14 protein-coding genes and 1 tRNA gene are annotated in these 17,488 nt (G+C 66.6%); 10 read left to right on the plus strand and 5 right to left on the minus strand.

Annotation, left to right across the window (positions count from 1 at the left end):
- From I6F36_RS30225 to I6F36_RS30265, 9 genes are all read left to right on the plus strand, one after another.
- The gene (locus tag I6F36_RS30225) at nt 1-540 is read left to right on the plus strand and encodes a hypothetical protein (RefSeq protein ID WP_225172761.1); all 540 of its coding nucleotides are present in this window, start codon (nt 1-3) and stop codon (nt 538-540) included.
- Between the two features lie 2 nt (nt 541-542).
- Complete coding sequence (locus I6F36_RS30230; protein WP_225172762.1) at nt 543-731, plus strand: hypothetical protein; 189 nt, start codon at nt 543-545, stop codon at nt 729-731.
- Between the two features lie 25 nt (nt 732-756).
- Nucleotides 757-2,814 carry an AAA family ATPase gene (locus I6F36_RS30235; protein ID WP_225172763.1) on the plus strand — a complete coding sequence of 686 codons (2,058 nt, stop codon included), beginning with the start codon at nt 757-759 and terminating at the stop codon, nt 2,812-2,814.
- 19 nt (nt 2,815-2,833) lie between these two features.
- Nucleotides 2,834-3,085: a hypothetical protein gene (locus I6F36_RS30240; RefSeq protein ID WP_225172764.1), complete on the plus strand. Its 252-nt coding sequence runs from the start codon at nt 2,834-2,836 to the stop codon at nt 3,083-3,085.
- Between the two features lie 307 nt (nt 3,086-3,392).
- A complete protein-coding gene (locus I6F36_RS30245; RefSeq protein ID WP_225172765.1) occupies nt 3,393-5,276 on the plus strand; it encodes a hypothetical protein in 1,884 nt (627 codons plus the stop codon).
- A 1,470-nt stretch (nt 5,277-6,746) separates the two neighbouring features.
- Nucleotides 6,747-7,376: a DNA-3-methyladenine glycosylase gene (locus I6F36_RS30250; protein ID WP_225172766.1), complete on the plus strand. Its 630-nt coding sequence runs from the start codon at nt 6,747-6,749 to the stop codon at nt 7,374-7,376.
- Between the two features lie 79 nt (nt 7,377-7,455).
- Complete coding sequence (locus tag I6F36_RS30255) at nt 7,456-8,361, plus strand: agmatine deiminase family protein (RefSeq protein WP_225172767.1); 906 nt, start codon at nt 7,456-7,458, stop codon at nt 8,359-8,361.
- A gap of 208 nt (nt 8,362-8,569) precedes the next feature.
- Nucleotides 8,570-9,799 carry a DUF3775 domain-containing protein gene (locus I6F36_RS30260; protein WP_225172768.1) on the plus strand — a complete coding sequence of 410 codons (1,230 nt, stop codon included), beginning with the start codon at nt 8,570-8,572 and terminating at the stop codon, nt 9,797-9,799.
- On the plus strand, nt 9,799-10,791 hold the full coding sequence (locus I6F36_RS30265) for a hypothetical protein (RefSeq protein ID WP_225172769.1): 993 nt from the start codon (nt 9,799-9,801) through the stop codon (nt 10,789-10,791). Before I6F36_RS30260 ends, I6F36_RS30265 begins: the two co-directional genes overlap by 1 nt.
- A 34-nt stretch (nt 10,792-10,825) precedes the next feature.
- On the opposite strand, the gene I6F36_RS30270 is transcribed toward I6F36_RS30265, so the two are convergent.
- Together I6F36_RS30270 and I6F36_RS30275 are read right to left on the minus strand one after the other, a co-directional pair.
- Nucleotides 10,826-12,424: a DUF6538 domain-containing protein gene (locus tag I6F36_RS30270; RefSeq protein WP_346656681.1), complete on the minus strand. Its 1,599-nt coding sequence runs from the start codon at nt 12,422-12,424 to the stop codon at nt 10,826-10,828.
- 78 nt (nt 12,425-12,502) lie between these two features.
- A tRNA-Ser gene (locus I6F36_RS30275) sits at nt 12,503-12,592 on the minus strand.
- A gap of 194 nt (nt 12,593-12,786) precedes the next feature.
- Between I6F36_RS30275 and I6F36_RS30280 the strand changes: the two genes are divergently transcribed.
- Nucleotides 12,787-13,128 carry a hypothetical protein gene (locus I6F36_RS30280; RefSeq protein ID WP_225172771.1) on the plus strand — a complete coding sequence of 114 codons (342 nt, stop codon included), beginning with the start codon at nt 12,787-12,789 and terminating at the stop codon, nt 13,126-13,128.
- A 238-nt stretch (nt 13,129-13,366) separates the two neighbouring features.
- Here I6F36_RS30280 and I6F36_RS30285 read toward each other — a convergent pair whose 3' ends face one another.
- The 3 genes from I6F36_RS30285 to I6F36_RS30295 form a co-directional block, all read right to left on the minus strand.
- The gene (locus I6F36_RS30285) at nt 13,367-14,830 is read right to left on the minus strand and encodes a trehalose-6-phosphate synthase (RefSeq protein ID WP_036016051.1); all 1,464 of its coding nucleotides are present in this window, start codon (nt 14,828-14,830) and stop codon (nt 13,367-13,369) included.
- A 242-nt stretch (nt 14,831-15,072) separates the two neighbouring features.
- The gene (otsB, locus tag I6F36_RS30290) at nt 15,073-15,894 is read right to left on the minus strand and encodes a trehalose-phosphatase (RefSeq protein ID WP_036016048.1); all 822 of its coding nucleotides are present in this window, start codon (nt 15,892-15,894) and stop codon (nt 15,073-15,075) included.
- 4 nt (nt 15,895-15,898) lie between these two features.
- The gene (locus I6F36_RS30295; RefSeq protein ID WP_036026149.1) at nt 15,899-17,386 is read right to left on the minus strand and encodes an MFS transporter; all 1,488 of its coding nucleotides are present in this window, start codon (nt 17,384-17,386) and stop codon (nt 15,899-15,901) included.
- Nucleotides 17,387-17,488 lie beyond the last annotated feature (102 nt).

Consider the following 17,488-nt stretch of genomic DNA (forward strand, 5'->3'; position numbering starts at 1 on the left):
GTGGCTCTGCGGTCCGATTCCGCCTGGCGGGCGAAGCTCGTCGAATCCTACCCCGAGCTCTTCCATCCCTCCGGCGATCCTCTCGCCGCCGAGGGCTGGCCCGCAGTGGACGACGGCTGGCGCGATCTGCTGGAGCGGGCCTGCGCCCGCATCGCGGCGGCCGTGCGCGACGACGGCGGCTCGTTCCGCGCCACGCAGGTCAAGGAGAAGTACGGCACGCTACGCTTCTACTGGTCGGGCCGGCTGTCGCCGGAGGCGCGGGAGCGGGTCGAGGAGGCGATCGACCTCGCCGAGGCGCGCAGCGCGACGACCTGCGAGATCTGCGGCGGACCCGGGCGTCTCTACGGCGGCGGCTGGCTCGCGACGCGCTGCGCGGTCCACGCGGAAGGCCGCCCCGCCGTCCTCGTCGATGAAGGATTCGAAAACCTCCATGTCGACCGCCGGTTGGTCGGCGGCCGCTGGCTCCCCCGCTACCGCATCTACGACCGCGACGCGGACCGCTTCGTCGAGGCGGGACGGCCCCGCCGGAAGGGAAAGTGACGATGGCGAGATTCCGCTGCGGCGCCTGCGGACGCAAAGGCGAGTGCGAGTACGACGGAGATCGTCACGGCTGCCCGCTCTGCGGTTCGGCGGAGGTCGTCTTCGCGCTCGCGATCGAGGAGGTGCCGGACGAGCTGCTCGCCGCGCTCTCTTCGCTCGAAACCGACGACGAGGAACGGGACGAGGACTGAGGTCCGGACAACGACGGTGGCGTACATGACGAAGAAGCCCAAGAAGCAGAAGGCCGGAAACCGCATCGTCACGCGATGGGGATTCAAGCGTCTGTCGGACCAGAAGGTCGACCCGGCGCTGGGCCCTCAGGACGCCGAATCCGAAGGACCCGAAACCGCAGGGCCGGAAACCGAAGCCGCGCCGGCGCGGCCCGAACGGGCCCGAAAATCGCGGGGGACAGCCACCGCCGTCGTCGTCGGCGCGGCCTTCGAGGCGGCGACGACCGGGGCCGTGCGCCGGCGCTTGGCTCACGTCCAGGCGCTCGCCGCGATCGTGATCGTTCCCGGCCCCGCCTGGGTCGCGCCCGTGGCCGCCTACCTCTCGTCCGAACTCGGCTCCCGCTGGGGCTTCCACAGTCGCGACGGCACCGAGCGCAAGCGCGACGACGCCGGCACGGTGGAGGTGGCCCGCGACCTATCGCGCGGCTTATGCGTGATGGGCGTGAGCCACGACGAGAAGCTGCTGCCCGCCTCGCTGCGGAGCGCGGCGGACATCGTCATCCGCATCGCCCCGCCGGACGGCGCCGTGCTGCGCAAGGCGATCGCGCGTTTCGCGCGGCGGTCGCCGGGCGAGCTCGAACCCGGGATCGCGGCCGGCCTCGACCTGCCGGAGATCGTCGCCGCGTTCAGGCCGGGCAAGGGCGCCAAGAACATCGTGCGGCGCCTCGAAGCTGCGCGCAATTCGCACGTCGGCACGACCCAGCGCGTGCCGGCGCTCGCGACGGCGGTCGAATACGGCGAGGCGCAGCGCTGGGGTCTCGATCTGGCCCGCGACATCGCCGACTTCAGGGACGGCAGAATCGCGTGGCGCGACCTCGACCGCGGCATCTGCCTGCATTCGCCGCCGGGCTTCGGCAAGTCGTGGTTCGCGAGCGTCCTCGCGCAGGGCTGCGGGGTGCCGCTGGTCTCGACGTCCGCCGGGTCGTGGTTCGCGAACGGACCGGGGTATTTGGACAGCGTCGTCAAGGAAGCGCGCCGGTCGCACGCAATGGCGGTCGCGATGGCCGCGCCGATCTCGATCTGGCACATCGACGAGGTCGACGCCGCGGTGCCGGAGCGCGCGAAGATGTCGCCCCGCGCGCAGGAATGGTGGAACGTCGTTGTTTCGGATATTCTAAATATCGTGGATTCGGCGCTGGCGGCGAAGGACGCGAAGCTGCTGGTGGTCGGCACCACGAACTCGATCGAGCGCGTCGATTCCGCGCTGCTGCGGCCGGGCCGGCTGGAGAAGGTCGTCCGGATCGATCCGCCCGGCGCGGCCGGCGTCGCCAACGTGCTCCGCTTCCACCTCGACGGCGAGCTCGCGGGCGAGGACCTCGCCGCGGTCGGCGCGGCGATGGAGGGATCGACCCCCGCCGAGATCATGTACATGACGCGGACGGCGCGGCGCACCGCTAGGCGCGCCGGGCGCAGCCTGACCGTCGCCGACCTCATCGACGCGGCGATGCCGCACGAAACGCATCCGCCGGCGCGTCTCTTCAGAATGGCGATCCACGAATCCGCGCACGCCGTGATCCTGCTCGCGCTGGCGGCAGGCACGCTGCGGCACGTGTCCCTGGCGAGCGCGGGCGACGCGGGCGGCCGTACGTCCGTGTTCTATGCCGACGACGACCTCGCCACTCGAGCGGCGATCGAGGACCGCGCGACGGTCGGGCTGGCCGCCCGCGCCGCCGAGCGCCTGTTCACGGGCTCGGTCTCCACCGGCGGCGGCGGCGCCGCGGACAGCGACATCGGCTCGGCCACGATCTTGGTCGCCTCGCTCCACGCGTCCTTCGGCATGCGGGGCGCCCCGGTCTATCTCGGCGCCGGCGAGGAGTTGCTCAGGGCGGTCGCGCTCGACGCCGGCCTGCGCGAGGCGGTCGCACGCGACCTGCACCGGCTGGAGCGGCGGGCAGACCGGCTCGTCGCGGCCAACCGCGACGCCATCCTCGCGGTGGCCCGCCGCTTGGCCGAGAAGCGGCATCTGGCCGGCGCCGAGGTCGAGGCCATCGTGCGAGGGCGGCTGCGCGGGCGCCGGCGCGGCCTTGGGAACTCGAATCCTTGAAAAGGGAAGGAAGGATCGTATGAAGCCGAAGCCTAGGCGCGTCGCGGCGCGGGACAATCCGGATCTCTGGTCCGACACGGAGGAGATGACGCTGGAGGAGGCGGCGGCGCTGCTGTTCCCGTCAGGGTTGTACACCGCGTCGACGCTCCGGACCTGCTACCGGCAAAAAAAACTCGAAGTGACGCTGGTCGCGCGGAAGCTGACGACCACCAAGAAGGCCGTCCGCGAGATGCTCGAGGCGGCGCGGAAACCGGCCCGCTCGCGTCCGTGAGGATCGCCGCGCCTACGCCGTTTTTCAAGGACTCGTTTGTATTTCGGGGCTGGATCGTCGCCGGCCCGGACGCGCAGTACCCTCTTGAAGGCGGTGCCGGCATGGTGTTGGAGGGAACCGCCGCGCGGGCGGGGGCAGCGTCCCCGGCGATGATGGAGGGCCGGAAGGCCTTCGTCGCGGCGCGCTCCGGCGGATAGGCCGGCGCGGACATCGAAGACCGACTTGGTTGTTGGCGGGGGCGCGCGGGCGCCGGTCCGTCGCCCGGGGAACGCATGCGCGTCCCCCTGCAGGAGGATGGAAGAGCGGAATGCGGGACGGTATCGAGGACATGCTGCCGCCGCTGGCGCCGTCCGCCTCGCTGGACGGTCTCGATCTCACGCCGGCGGAGATCCGCGCGCTGCCGCTCGAGACGTTCGCGCGCGTCTTCACGCTGCCCTCGATCGACCACGTGCCGGTCGTCGGACCGGGCTTCCTGAAGCGCAGGCCGCCGGGCGCCGGTTGGTGGCTCAGATTCCGCGCCAAACCGAGGAGGAAGGAGAACCCGTCCGCCGGCCCGAAGGAGCGCTCGCGGGACCGCTTGAGCGACGCCTGGCAACTGGTCTTCAAGGCCCCCGTGTACGCGCCGCCCGAGGCCGGCGGCGGCGTCGCCATCAAGCCGGGCACCATCACGCTGAAGGCGAAGGATGCGGAGAGCGCCAGGGCCGAGGCGCTGATCATGATCGCGCGCGGGCAGAAGAAGACGATCCGCGCGACCACTTGGCCCATCGAGCGCATCGAACGGCTGAACTGCAAGGCCATGCTCCAGGCGTACCTCGACGTCGACCTGAAGAAGCCGCGCAGGAAAAAGAGGAAGAAGGGGGAGAAGACTTCGGGAAGGAGAAGCAGGGCCCCCGATGCCACCGATGTCGTCGAGGAGGAGAAGGCGACCCGGGCCGAACGCAAGCTGTGGTCGACCTATAGGGCAGCGATCGAGGCCTTCCAGCATGCGTTTCCGACGCTCGAAATCGGCGACTGCAAGGGGCGCGTCGATCTGCGCATCGCCGAGGAGTTCGAGGAGCGCGCCAGGCTCGAGCCGACGTCGCGCTATGCCTATGTCAGGACCGTGCAGATGGCGCTTAACGAGATTCTGAAGCGGTTGGGAGTGCCCGAAACCTATCGCGTTCGGTTCGCCAACAAGGACCCCGGGCCGCTAAAGAAGCCGAACTGGACCCCCGCCGAGTACGATCGCCTCCGGGCCGCCGCCGAGGGCTGGCGCCACCATCCCGGCGGCGCGCCGATGATGATCCCGGGCCCGCACGGGCTAGTCCAGGCCCGCCGCCAGCGTCCCGAGAACCGCGACGCCTGGTCCTTCATGATCCCGTGTCTCGCCTATTCGGTCAGCCGCAACGGCCAGATCCATCTGACCCGCTGGGTGCCTGGATCGGTCGAGCCGCGCGGCAGGAAGTTCGCCCGCGGAGAGGAGCGGCCGTGGCTCGAGGTGCTGGACGACTGCATCGTCTTCCACCGGGACGGCAACCAGCGCTACGACGGCAACAAAAGGAGGGGCTGGAACTTCGTTCCGAAGGAGTTCGAACCCGAGGTCAGGGCCCGCTACGCGAGGGACAAGGCGGCCGACATCGAGTGGGTCTTTCACAAGCCGGACGGCGAGCGCTACGGGGATTGTCTTCCGAGCTGGACCTTCAGGCAGATCGTCGCGGACGCCGGCCTGCCGGAGGGGACGAGCGCGCATTCGCTCAAGGATCTGGCAGTGGCTTGGGCCGATGCCGCGGGGGTGCCGCGCCCCGTGCTCGCCGAACACGCCGACACCTCGGAGAAGACGATCTCCCGCAACTACGGGCCCTCCAGGAAGGTCGACCTGCTGGAGACCGCGGCCGAGGCGATCACGCAGAACGCCTGGCGCGAGAAGGAGGAAAGCCGGGCCGCCCGGGCCGCCGATTTCCGCGCCCCCCGCGACGAGGCCTACGCAGAGGCCGCCGCCGCCAAGGCCGAAGCCAGGAGGGCCGCGAGGCGGGCCCGGGACAGGGCGAGGGACGCCCGGCGGCGCGCCGTCCCGGCGTCCGAGGTGTCGCAGGCCGAGCCTTCGCGGCCCCAGCCTTCGCAGACGACGGTCGTTCCGATCCGGCCTTCCGTGCCGGCCGCCGATGCCGCCGTCGCCGCGCCCGCGCGGAGGCGCGCCGCCCGCGCATCCTGAGACCTCGGCTTCCGCCCCTCGGCACCCGGCCTGCCGCTCGTCCTCTGCCCGCCTCGCGCGGGCGGCGCCGTCGCGTGCGTGCGGTTTGCCCTTGCCGGCCTTCGTCCGTTTCCCACCCCGTTCGTGGCCGCGCCGCAGCCGCGGCCTCGTTCCGTTCCGTCGAGATGCGCGGAATCCCCGGGGATTCCGCGCAGCTTGCCGCTTCCAACCCGCAAGGCGCAAGAGCGAGCCCTCCTTGAAATCACGACGTTTTTCCCGATCACTCATATCCGATCGGCACGTTTCGGGGCACCTGAATCGGCTTCGGACACCCCGGTTCGTGGCCGCTCGGTGGCCGCGGGCGACTCCGTCCGCGGCACCGGAAAGGGCGGCTCGCGGCCTTCCGCGACAACTCGCCGTGGATGGGCCGGACCCGTTCGTATTCGGCCGCGTGACTTTCCTGCCGACCTCGCCCCTCAACGGCGCACCGTCCGACCTCACGACGTAGCGGCCCACCAGGGTCTCCAGCCGGGATTGCCGGAAGGCTCGGGCGGCGCCGCGCGAACCGCGCGATGGTACGCAGCACGCGTCCGGCGGGGCGAGGCGGACAACGAGATCCGCCGTGCGATGAGCGCAGCAAGCTCTCAAGGCGGCCGTTCGCTTGCGGGGGTTCTCCGCGATGCAGGAGTCGGAGGCGGTCTTCTTGGTCCACGACTGCGTCAATTGCCGAACGCGGCTGTCGCGCCGTCCCCCATCAGAGGTGCTGCCGCCGCCGTCGTATTCGCGGCGAGGGACACCGCCACGAACCCATTATCACGGGATCGTGATTGGAGAACGCAGCCGCCCTGAATCCACTTCATATGATTTGGACGACCTTAGAACCGGACCCTTTTTGATACGGCTTTTCAAGGATTCGAAAGTCCGGTCCGGTTTTCCCTCCTAGCGTGCAAGGCGACCCGAGCCAATCCCGACAAGGGCAGTCCTCGCCCACGACCGGTCCGGCGTCCCGGACGACGGGATATCGGCGGCGCGAGCGAACCGGTCGGCGCCGTCCGGCTCCTTCGCTGCCCACGCCCCTTGCGATCGAATCCTTCGAATTTCGTTCGCTCGGACGGGTCTCCCGGTCGCGACGCCAAGCGGGCAGAGCCGCCGGTCTCGGGAAGCATTCGACTTCGCGCAGCAAGGATCAGCAGCCCGGGATGGCAACGCGCGCGGAAACCTGGACTCCCCCGGCGGCGGCCGGGCCGGCCATCCGGGCGCCTTCCGAATCTTGGGGACTCAGCGAATGCGCTGAGCAAGCCGAGGACCGTAAGGTTGGATCCCTCACGGCAGTTGCCGGCGGAGCCGGATCGCACGCGCAACGCATCGGTTTTATTATTATAAGATGTTGATTTATAAGCATTATTTGACTTGAGGCGGTCTCCGACCTTAGGATCGCCCGCGTTGGCCGAAGCGTCAGCGCGAAGGCCCAATTGCAGAGGAGATTTCAGCATGATCCAGTTTTTCGACCGCGAATACGTCCTGATGGAGCCGGATTTCCTGGCCGAGCCCTCGTGGCTGGTGGGGCCCCGTATGATCGGAACGGTACTGGCCATGGACTATCGGGGCGCCTCGGCCGCCCTCGCTCTGTCGGTGCTCGAGGCCTACGACGAGACCGAGGGCGCCGTGCACGGGGCGGACACCCAGCGCCTCGGCCATGGCCACGTCTACGTCCACCCCTACGATCGTTCCGGAATGTTGGCCATGGACATCGTCTGCGGTCCCAAGGGTCGCGGCAGTTCGCTGCTGATCCGCGAGGGCATCCCCGTTTTCGGTTTGGAGGCGATGGCAAGGCGCCGCAGCACCGATCCCGCCGCGGACCGCCGCATCCGCACCCGCGCCAAGGGCTACGAGAAGATCCTCGCCAAGGGCCCCTGCAACGTGGGCGAAGCCTTCGACATCCAGCCCGCGCTCGACGGAGCCTGGCTGTTCGACACACCGTTCCGCGTCTACCGGCCGGTCGAGCCGATCGTCGACATCGAGGTCGGAACGCGCATCAACGTCGGCACCGACGCCCACCTGCCCTGGCGCTGGAAGTGGCGCAATCCGCCCGCGCCGGCGCGGTCCGAGACCGCCGCCTGATGAGGGAAACGACCCTCCGCATTCCGGCCGATTTCGAACCACACGCGAACACCGTGATGTCGTTCGCGGTGCACCGCGAATGGGGTCCGACCGCGAGTGCGTCGAGGACGAGCTCGAAGAGGTGATCCGCGCCATCGCCGAAGACGAGCCGGTGACGCTGCTGACGCCGCCCGATCTCCTGGGCGCCGTGCGCTCGCGAGGCCTGCCGCCGGACGTCGAGATCGTGCCGGCGCCGGTCGACGACATCTGGATGCGCGACATCGCCCCGGTCTTCGCCCACGGCCCGGACGGCATCGCCGCCGTCGATCTCAACTTCAACGGCTGGGACAATTCGTGGCGTCGCCCCTCGCGTCCGGGCGACCGTCTCGCGCGCATCTTCGACTTCGGCGTGCCGGTCGTGTCGGCCTCCTTCGTCGCTGAGGGCGGCGCCATCTTGACCGACGGCGCAGGTCTCGCCATCGCCACGCGCAGTTGCCTGCTCGCGCGCAATCCGCACCTAACCGAGGCCGACCTCTCGGCGGCGCTGGCGGCGCTCGGTCTCGGCACGATCCTCTGGCTCGAGGGCGACCGGAAGGAGCCGATCACGTCCGGTCACCCCGACGGCTATCTGGCCTTCCTCCCCGACGGCGGTCTTCTGGTCGAGACCATCGACCACGGCGCCGGCCGCCGCGGCCGCCGCGGCGACGTCATGGCGCTCCGCCGCGCCCGCGCCGACGGGCTCGTCGGCGAACTACGCTACGTCGCCAGCGCGGGCGAGCGATGGCTGGGGTTGGCCGACGATCTCTTCGCCGCGACCTACGTCAACATGTTCGTGACGCGCCGCCAAGTGATCACCGCCCGCTTCGGCGATCCGTTCGGCGACGGCGCGGCGGAGCGTACCCTCGCCGCCTGTTTTCCCGGCCGGCGGATCCGCATGCTCGATCTCAACGGGATCCTGCGCGGCGGCGGAGGCATCCGCTGCCTGACCCAGCCGGTCCCGGCCTAGGGAGAGACGGTCCGATCGGCGTGCCTCTGGACGCGGCGGCGCCGATCAACGGGCTTCGCCGGCGCCTCGATCTTGTACCAGCGGCATTTCTGGATCTCCGGCAGCATCCGTCGGGCAAGGACCTCGCCAGTCCTCGCCGACTCTGGCGCCTCGTTCCGGGCTCGTCGTATACATCCAGTCGCCACGATACAACCCTCGAGCGAGAGACATGAGCGAAGATCCGTTTTTCAGCCTTTCGGAGGACAGCACCTGGAACGCCTGCATCGGGCAGCAGGGCGACGAACTTCACTATGTCGAGGGCTACCTGGAGGCCGCGAGCGAGCTCGCCAACGCGGTGATCGACAAGAACATGCTCGCCAAACGCGACACGCTCGTCCTTCCGATTCTCTACAATGCGCGCCATGCCATCGAACTCGTCCTCAAATACGTCGCCGGACAACTGTTCGATTGCGGCGTCCTCGCGCAACGGCATCCGGCCAATCACGACATCAAGGGACTCTGGGACCACCTGGTCGCGGCCGACGTCGCCGATGAAGCGATAAGGAACCACCTGAAGGCGCTGGAGCGCTTCGTCATCAGCCTCGATCGGATAGACGACGACGGACAGGAACTGCGTTACCACGTCAACCGCGACGGCGAGACGAGCCTCAAGGGAGAATCGCTGGCCAACATCGTCGTCATCCGCGACAACCTCAAGGAACTGTCGTCGGTGGTCGATGGATTGATGCATCGAACGATCGGCTTCGTCGCCGAACGGAAGAGCGGCACGTGCACATCCCGCTGCTCGCGTGCGGATCTCCGCGAGATTGCCGGCATGATGCCTCCGCTTGCCGACTGGGGCACCGAAGCCTTCACCCAGGCGAAGAATGCCGTGAAAGAGCGCTTCTCGCTGAGCAATACCCAGTTCAGCAAGGCCATCGATGCGATCAAGGGCAACCGCGAATTCAACGGGATGATCGGCGGCGAGACCGAACTGCCTTATCTGCTCGACGACGAGGTGATGCTGGTCGTTGAGCAATGGCGCATTTTTCATGCCGACCGCGAGGGGAAGGAACCCGAGGTCGTCGAAGGCGGGCGGTTCAGGTCGGCGGACCTGATCGCGAACATCAAGAAGAGACGCGAATGCGTCGATGCCCTGAGCGGGACGATCACCAGCCATGAAGCTGCCGACCTCGAGGCGCTCTTCTATCTTGGCCGCGGAGATTTCTTTCCGGAACACTTCGAAGAGCGCGCCACCGCCTATCTCGAAACCATCGGTGACGACGCCGAACTGCGCGCCCGTACCGCACGGATGTTAGACAAGACGAACCTGCTCGCCTGTCTTGAACGGGGCGCGCGCCGTGCGGGACGACTTTCTCTCGCCGAGCGGCTGGGCGCGCCGCCGGCCGAGCCCCCGACGCAAGACCAATGCGAAGAGAGCTCGCAGGCGAGCGGCTGATGGCTGGCAAGGTCGCGGCATCGCAATTCACGGGAGCGTTCGCGAAGCTGAACAGCTCGACGGACATCACTGCCACACGGGCCGACATCATCCGATCTCTGCTGACGGTAGGATATCCGAGTCCCAAGAAGGCCATACGCAAGGTCGGACTTTGGCGTACCCGGATGTTGTCAGCGATGGCGTACGGCTATCTCGACCGCAAGCTGCGGACGACCGAATACTTCCGCAATTTGGAGCAGACGGAGAAGGTGGGCGTATCCTTCCTGTTAGGCCAAGCCTTCACGCACTGGTTCGCGCAGGACCGGATGGGCATCGAATTCCTCGAGCACGTCGCCGGGTTCAAATCGATCACTTGGGGCACGTCTTCCGCGACGGTGTCTCCGAAAACCGGTGCTTCAACTCCGTCTCCGAAAAGCCGACCGGACTTCATCGGCATGAAGAAGGCCGAGAAGCACGTATTCGAGAGCAAAGGCCGCATCCGCAGGCCCGCGCAGAGCGCCATCGCGAAGGCCCTTGGACAAGTCTCGGCGCTCCGCTCGATCAATGGCACTCAGCCCGCGACCCGCTGCGCGACGTTCTTCATGCTTAAGGCCTCCGGCGCCGAGGGGCGGGTCGTCGATCCTGAAGGAGACGCTGCCGGCGTCGAGCTCAAGTTCGACGAATGGGAGATGATCACCACGGCCTACGCGTTCTTTCTCGACGGCGAGAATTCCGACCTGCTGGACCCTGCGGGCGAAGGCTTCGTTGGAAGAGAGATCGACAACGGCGTGTTATTCGCGATCGATAAGAAGGTGCTAAGCGCGGCCGCTGGACAGGAGCCCGCATCGCCGTCAGAGCGCCAACAGAGGCTGGACGAGGTCTTCGGAATTCTCACTCATCGCGCGAGTTATTATCGGGAACGTCGCACCGAGGAGGTGTCCCCGGGACCTGACGGAATACTGCTCATCGATCGACGTCCGGGCGGAATCCGGCCGCGCCACAAAAAAGTTTGAGGCTGCAGCTAGGCGGTTTCGCTCCAGTTGTGACCTACGGCGCGGCGGCCTCCTCGGTCCGCCTCTGGCCGCGGCGGCGCCGATCGACGGCCTTCGCCGGCGCCTCGATTTTGTACCACGGATACTTCTGGATCTCCGCCAGCATCACGTCCACAGGGACCTCGCCGTAGTCCTCGCCGTCGGTCCGGGGAGCGTGGCCCTGGATCGCGTCGAGGACCTGCCAAAGCATCTTCGCCCGCCGTCCTTCCGTCTTGAACCGATGCCGCCATCCGTGGTTCGGGGCGACTTTCGGATTCCTGATCTCAAGGACGTTGCGCACCCAGTGGGCGAGCTTGTTGCCGACGCTGGTGTAGGTCGGATTTTTCCGATCCTTCTTCCGCTGCCGTTCGACCGCGAAAAACAGCGGCGTGTCTCCCTTCTTCCGGTGCGCCCACTGCACGAACTCCATCTGCAGCAGGTGCGGATGCAGCGGTACGGTGCGCTCTCCGGCCGTCTTCACCGTTCCCGCCTCGGGTCTGATGTGAATACACGCGATCCCGTCTTTTTCGACCACGTCGCAGGCTCTCAATTGGGTGATCTCGTTTACGCGCGCGCCGGTGTACGCGCAGAGCCAGGGGACCCACTTGCGGGCGGCGGCATTCTCCTCTGTCATCCGCTCGTTCTGGGGACCGAGGGCGGCAGCGAGGATGGTGTGGGCCTCGCGATGGTCGAAGCCTATTTTCTTAGTTTTCTTCTTTTCGGAAATAGTGACGACGACTTCGGCGGCGGGATCGGTCGCCAGCTTCTTCTCGTTCTTGGCCCACCGGAAGAAGGCTCGCGCCGCGGCGATGTAGCCGAACTTGACGTTGCGCCGCGACGCCTTCGACGCCAGCAGCGCGTCGCGCCAATCGAGCAGATGCTGTTCGGTCACGCTGCTCATATCGTCGGTGCCGATCCGCTTAATCAATTGGCGGAAGTACGGCTCCCACTTCTTGCGGGTCGACGCCGCCAGCTCCTTCGCCTCAGCGAACTCGGCCCACAGCACGTCGAACTTCTTCGCGGGATTCGGCGGCTTGAACTCCGGGAAGCGTTCGGCGACTACCTTGTTGGGCGTGTAGTCCTTCTTCGCGTTCTGCAACAACTCCTGCCCGGCGAGCTCCTTGGCCTCGACGTAGGAGCGGATGAAGGAATGGAGCCTGTCGCCGACGAGATGGATTCCCTTGCGCTGCAGGAACGCCCGCACTTCTTGTCCGAACATCACGTGCAGATGCGGATCGAGCGGACCGATCGGGGGCCGTTTGCGCTTCGCATGCTCCCTCAGCGACCGTTCGATTTCGGCCGGAGGACCGGGCTCGTCGCGGCGGGCCGCGACCGTTTCCTTGTAGAATTCGCCGGCGAGCGCGGTGATCTGCATGTGCGTGAGCTGGGTCGGCTCCGCGCCCGCCAGGTTCGCGCGCCACTCCCGCTCGAGCTTCAGGTTCTCCTCCTGACAGAGGATCTTGGCCTCTTCCAGGTCGGTGGTGCCGAGACTGAACTTGATCTCGGCGGGCATCCCGAACTTGCGATACTTCGCCGGAACGCGACGTCTGAACCAATAGACCTTCGAACGAGGATTCTTCCAAGGACCGATCACGACGAGTCTCACGGTGACCACTCCTGTGTACCACCGGGACTTTTCGGAAAGCCTTATTTTGTAGGTAAATGCGGAGTTTCAGGCGCTTAGCGGGGCCGATGGCGGAGAGAGTGGGATTCGAACCCACGGTACGGTTTCCCGCACACACGCTTTCCAAGCGTGCGCCTTAAGCCACTCGGCCATCTCTCCGGAGCGCCCTCTCTTGAAGGGGCGCCGACGATTTTGCAAGGGATCGCGGAGATATCGGGCGATTTTTCCGCAACTTACTGTATTTGCAGCACAATATCCGGCTCCGCGGGCACCCGAAGCGGCCGCGGGGCTGAACCGCGGGCGGCCCTGGCGCGACGATTCACGGCAAGCCGCCACACACGACCGGGGACGCCATGACCATCCGCAAGACCATCGCCGCCTTGAGCCTGATTTCGACCCTCGGCTCCGCCCTTGCCGCGCCGGCCCTGGCACAGGTCTGCACCCGGCAGGGGGTCGACGTCAGCTGCGACGACGGCCGGCGCGGGGTGCTTTCAGGCGATACCATCCTCTGGCCGGACGGAACCCGCTCCAGCTCGGCGCCGCATCAGAGCGTGATCATCGGCAACAAGAGCTCGGTGCGTGTCGGGACCGGCGTGTTTGTCGGTCAGGGCAAGGGCGTGGTGCCGCTGGACGATCCGAACGCGCCGAACAAGCGGCAATGCGCGATCCTGGACGGCGTGTCGTATTGCTATTGAGGGGCGCTCTTGCCTTCTCCCCCTTGCGGGAGAAGGTGGCGCGAAGCGCCGGATGAGGGGTTGCATCCACGAATCTTGCTGCGAGACGTTCACGCGTGGAGAGACACCCCTCACCCGTCTCGCCGCTGTCGCCATAGCCGATGCAAAGCATCGGCGTTCTTAAGAACGGCGGCCAGAGGCCCCCTATGCCACCCTCTCCCACAACAAGGGGAGAGGGTGAGATCGAGCCAAGCTGAGATTAGATCAACCGCACGCCTGAGATCGCCGACTTCAACCAGCGCAGCGCCTGCGGCGGCTGGGCCGCGAGCGGCGCCACGGCGGCCTTCTCGGTGCGGCACTTCTCGAGCTCGGCGACGAAATCGGCGGACCATTGCTGGATGGTGTGGCCGCGCAGCTTCTTCATCATCGCATCCCAGCGCATCTTGCGCTCGGTGAGCGGCATGGATGCCGCGACCGCGACCGCGCGGGCCATGCCGTCGATATCGTGCGGATTGACCAGCAGCGCAGCGTCGAGCTCGTTGGCGGCGCCGGCGAACTTCGACAGCACCAGCACGCCGGGATCGGCGGGATTTTGCGCGGCGACGTATTCCTTGGCGACGAGGTTCATGCCGTCGTGCAGCGGCGTCACCACGCCGACCTGCGCGGTGCGGTAGAGACCGGCGAGCACGGCCTGGCTGAAGCCTTTGTTCAAATAGCGGATCGGCGTCCAGTCGACCTCGCCGTGGCGGCCGTTGACGTCGGTGACGAGGCGCGCGACCTCGTTCTGGAGATTGCCATAGGCCTCGATGCCGCCGCGCGAGGGATTGGCGATCTGGAGCAGCGAGATGCTGCGCGCAAATTGCGGCTGCTCGGTCCAGAGCCGGTCGAATGCGCTGATGCGGTTGACGAGACCCTTGGAATAGTCGAGCCGGTCGACGCCGATCGCGAGGCGCTCGCCGTTGAGGCTGCGGCGCAGGCGCGACACATCCGGATGCGCGGCCGACTTCGCGGCATAGGCGGCGAACTTCTCCGCATCGATGCCGATCGGGAAAACTTCACAGCGCGTGCGCCCATGCTGCGAGACCACGACCCCGTCCTCGATGGTGAGGCCGAGCTCGGCGCCGACATAGCCGAGGAAGTTCTGCCGATCTTCCTCGGTCTGGAAGCCGAGCAGATCATAGGCCAGCATCGCGGTGATCAGCTCGCGATGGTTGGGTACGCCCTGCATCACAGCAGTGACGGGCCACGGCGTATGCAGGAAGAAGCCGATGGGATCATCGACGCCGAGCTCGCGCAGCTCGGCACCAAGCGCGAGGAAATGATAGTCCTGAACCCAGAACGCAGTCCGGGCTTTGCGGAAACGCATCAAGGCGCGCGCCATGAAGGCGTTGACCTCGCGATAGCTGACATAGTCCTCGCGCGAGACGCGGATCAGGTCGCTGCGCGAATGCAGCGCCGGCCACAGCGCCGAATTGGCAAAGCCTTCGTAGTATCCGCCGTAATGGGCCGCCGGCAGATCCAACGTCGCAATCGCGCCTGTCCCGAGCGCCTCGATCTCGGCGAACGGCTCCTTCTGGTGGCCATCACGCACCCGGCCGGAGGAACCGACCCAGATCGCACCAGAATGTTCCACAACGGGAAGCAATGCCGCCGCAAGGCCGCCCGTCATGGGCTCGTTGGGTTTGCCGCGGGCGACGCGATTTGAAACGACGATCAAGTTCACAGGTCGTCCCCTCCTGTTCATTCCGCCCCATTTAACTGCCGTTCATCAATATGGTTCCTGATCATCGTTTCAACCAATTGAAACCAAAATCGGGCGTGCGCGTTGGAACTGGTTTCGCTCGTGGAACCCAGTCATTTCGCTGCAAAGACAGCGTTTCCGGTCCTGTTGCGCAGCACGCATCGCAGCGCGCAATGGCGCTGCGATGCAAGCCTTTGTGTCTGCGAGATGACGCTGCCTTGGTTTCACCTGGGATCGAGCAGGTGCGCAAGGAACGCACGCACATCCGCCGGCGCATCGAAGTGGCCATTCACGCCCATGGCGCGGCGGCCGACCGAGAACGCCAGCCCGTCCATGTCGGGCATGATCGCGAACACGGTCTCATCGGTGACGTCGTCACCGATGAACAGCGGACGACGTCCTTTGAACGGCGCGCGCTTCATCAACTCGCGCACGCCGCTCGCCTTGGTGAATCCGGAATGCTTGATCTCGCAGACGAACTTGCCCGGCAGCACCTCGATCGGCGCATTGGGCAGATCGGCGCGGATCAGTGAGACGGATTCGTAGATCGCCTTCTCCGCATGCGGCGCCAGGCGGTAATGCAGCGCGAGCGAATAGCCCTTGTCCTCGAGCAGGATTCCAGGGCTGAGCTTGGCGATGGCGGCGAGGCGCCGCTTCAGCTCCTTGTCGAGCGGCGGCGCGTGCAGGGCATCCGCTTCACTGTCCACGGCCAGCCGCATCTCCGCGCCATGACCGGCGACGGCGCGGAACACGTCGGGCGCGAAGATCAGGTCGATGTCGTTGAGCGAGCGGCCGCTGACCAGCGCCAGCGCCCCCGAGGTGCGCTCGGTCAAAGCTTTCAGCGTTTCCGACAGGCCCGGCGGCACCCACACCTCGCGCGGCGTCGGCATCAGCTCAAGCAGCGTGCCATCGATGTCGAGCAGAATGGCGATTTCATCGAGATGCGGCACCAACGCATGCGGCACCGGCACCGTTTCCGGCGTCTCGTCGTCATCAGGTATGGTGAGCTTCTGGTCCAACGCCATTTCCGCAAGTTCCGATTTCATCAGTCTACTCCATAAAGGCGAGCGGCCGCGCGATGTGTTCGAGCGATTTGCGCTCGGCGGCGACGGCATAGCGCCACGCCACGATCGCAGCCGCGATCATCAGGACGGCCCCCAACAGATAGCCGGCGAATACGCTGGTGCGCGATCCCGTGTCGATCAGCGCGCCGAACAACGCCGGCCCGATCACGCCGCCGATGCCGGTGCCGACCGCATAGAACACCGCGATCGCCAGCGCGCGAACCTCGAGGGGAAAGGTCTCGCTGACGGTGAGATAGGCCGCGCTCGCGGCGGGCGAGGCGAAGAAGAAGATCACCATCCAGGCGATGGTCTGCCCCTGCGCGCTCAGGACACCGATCGAGAACAGATAGCCTGATAGCGCCAGCAACAGGCCCGATGCGCCATAGGTGAACGTGATCATGGTGCGGCGTCCCAGCGTATCGAACAGGCGGCCGAGCAGCAGCGGCCCGAGGAAATTGCCGGCCGCGAACGGCAGCAAGTACCAGCCGACGTGGTCGGCCTTGATGCCGTAGAAATCGGTCAGCACCAGCGCGAAGGTGAAGAAGATGGCGTTGTAGAAGAATGCCTGCGCGCTCATCAGAACGAGGCCGACCAATGCGCGCCGGCGATAGACCGAAAACAAGGTGTGGACCACCTCGGGGATCGGCGTGTGATCGCGCATCTTCAGGCGGATCTTGGTGAAGCGTCCGTCGCTCGTATCCTGGTCGTGCCCGATCACCGACCGCTCGATCCCGTCGACGATGGCATGGGCCTCGTCGGGACGACCATGAATCATCAGCCAGCGCGGACTTTCCGGAATCCACATCCGCATCAAGAGAACGACGAGGCCGAGGGCGGCGCCGATCAGATAGGCCAGGCGCCAGCCGAGATCGGGAGCGAATACTGCGGGATCGAGCAGCACGATGGCCGCCACTGCGCCCATCGCAGCCCCGATCCAGAAGCTGCCGTTGATCACGAGATCGGTCCAGCCGCGATAGCGTGCGGGCACCAACTCCTGGATCGTCGAGTTGATCGCTGTGTACTCGCCGCCGATGCCGGCGCCGGTGAGAAAGCGGAACAGCGCGTAGCTCGCGACATCCCATGACAGCGCGGTTGCGGCCGTTGCCGAGAGGTAGAGCGCCAGCGTGATGAAGAACAGCTTCTTGCGGCCGATACGGTCGGTCAGCCAGCCGAAGCCGAGCGCACCGAGCACGGCGCCCGCGAGGTAGGCGGAGTTGGCGATGCCGAGATCGAGATTGGAGAACTGCATCGATGGGCTTTGCTTCAGCGCACCGGAGAGCGCACCCGCAAGCGTCACCTCGAGGCCGTCGAGAATCCAGGTGATGCCCAGCGCGAGCACGACGCGGGTGTGAAAACCGCTCCACGGCAGCGCATCGAGCCGCGAGGGAATGCTGGTCTCGACGATGCGGTCGGTCACGGCCGCCGCCGAGACTACGGGTGCATAGTTCAGCGCTGGGCTCTGCTGCAGTTCCATCGGATTGTTGCGTCTGATCAATGGAAGCGGCCCCGGCTCACATGACGTGGACGGGGTCGATCCGATCATCGGGGTGCGGCATTCTGCCTGCCACCTGCGACA

This window comes from Bradyrhizobium sp. BRP19, assembly GCF_020194195.1.
Taxonomy (GTDB): domain Bacteria; phylum Pseudomonadota; class Alphaproteobacteria; order Rhizobiales; family Xanthobacteraceae; genus Bradyrhizobium; species Bradyrhizobium yuanmingense.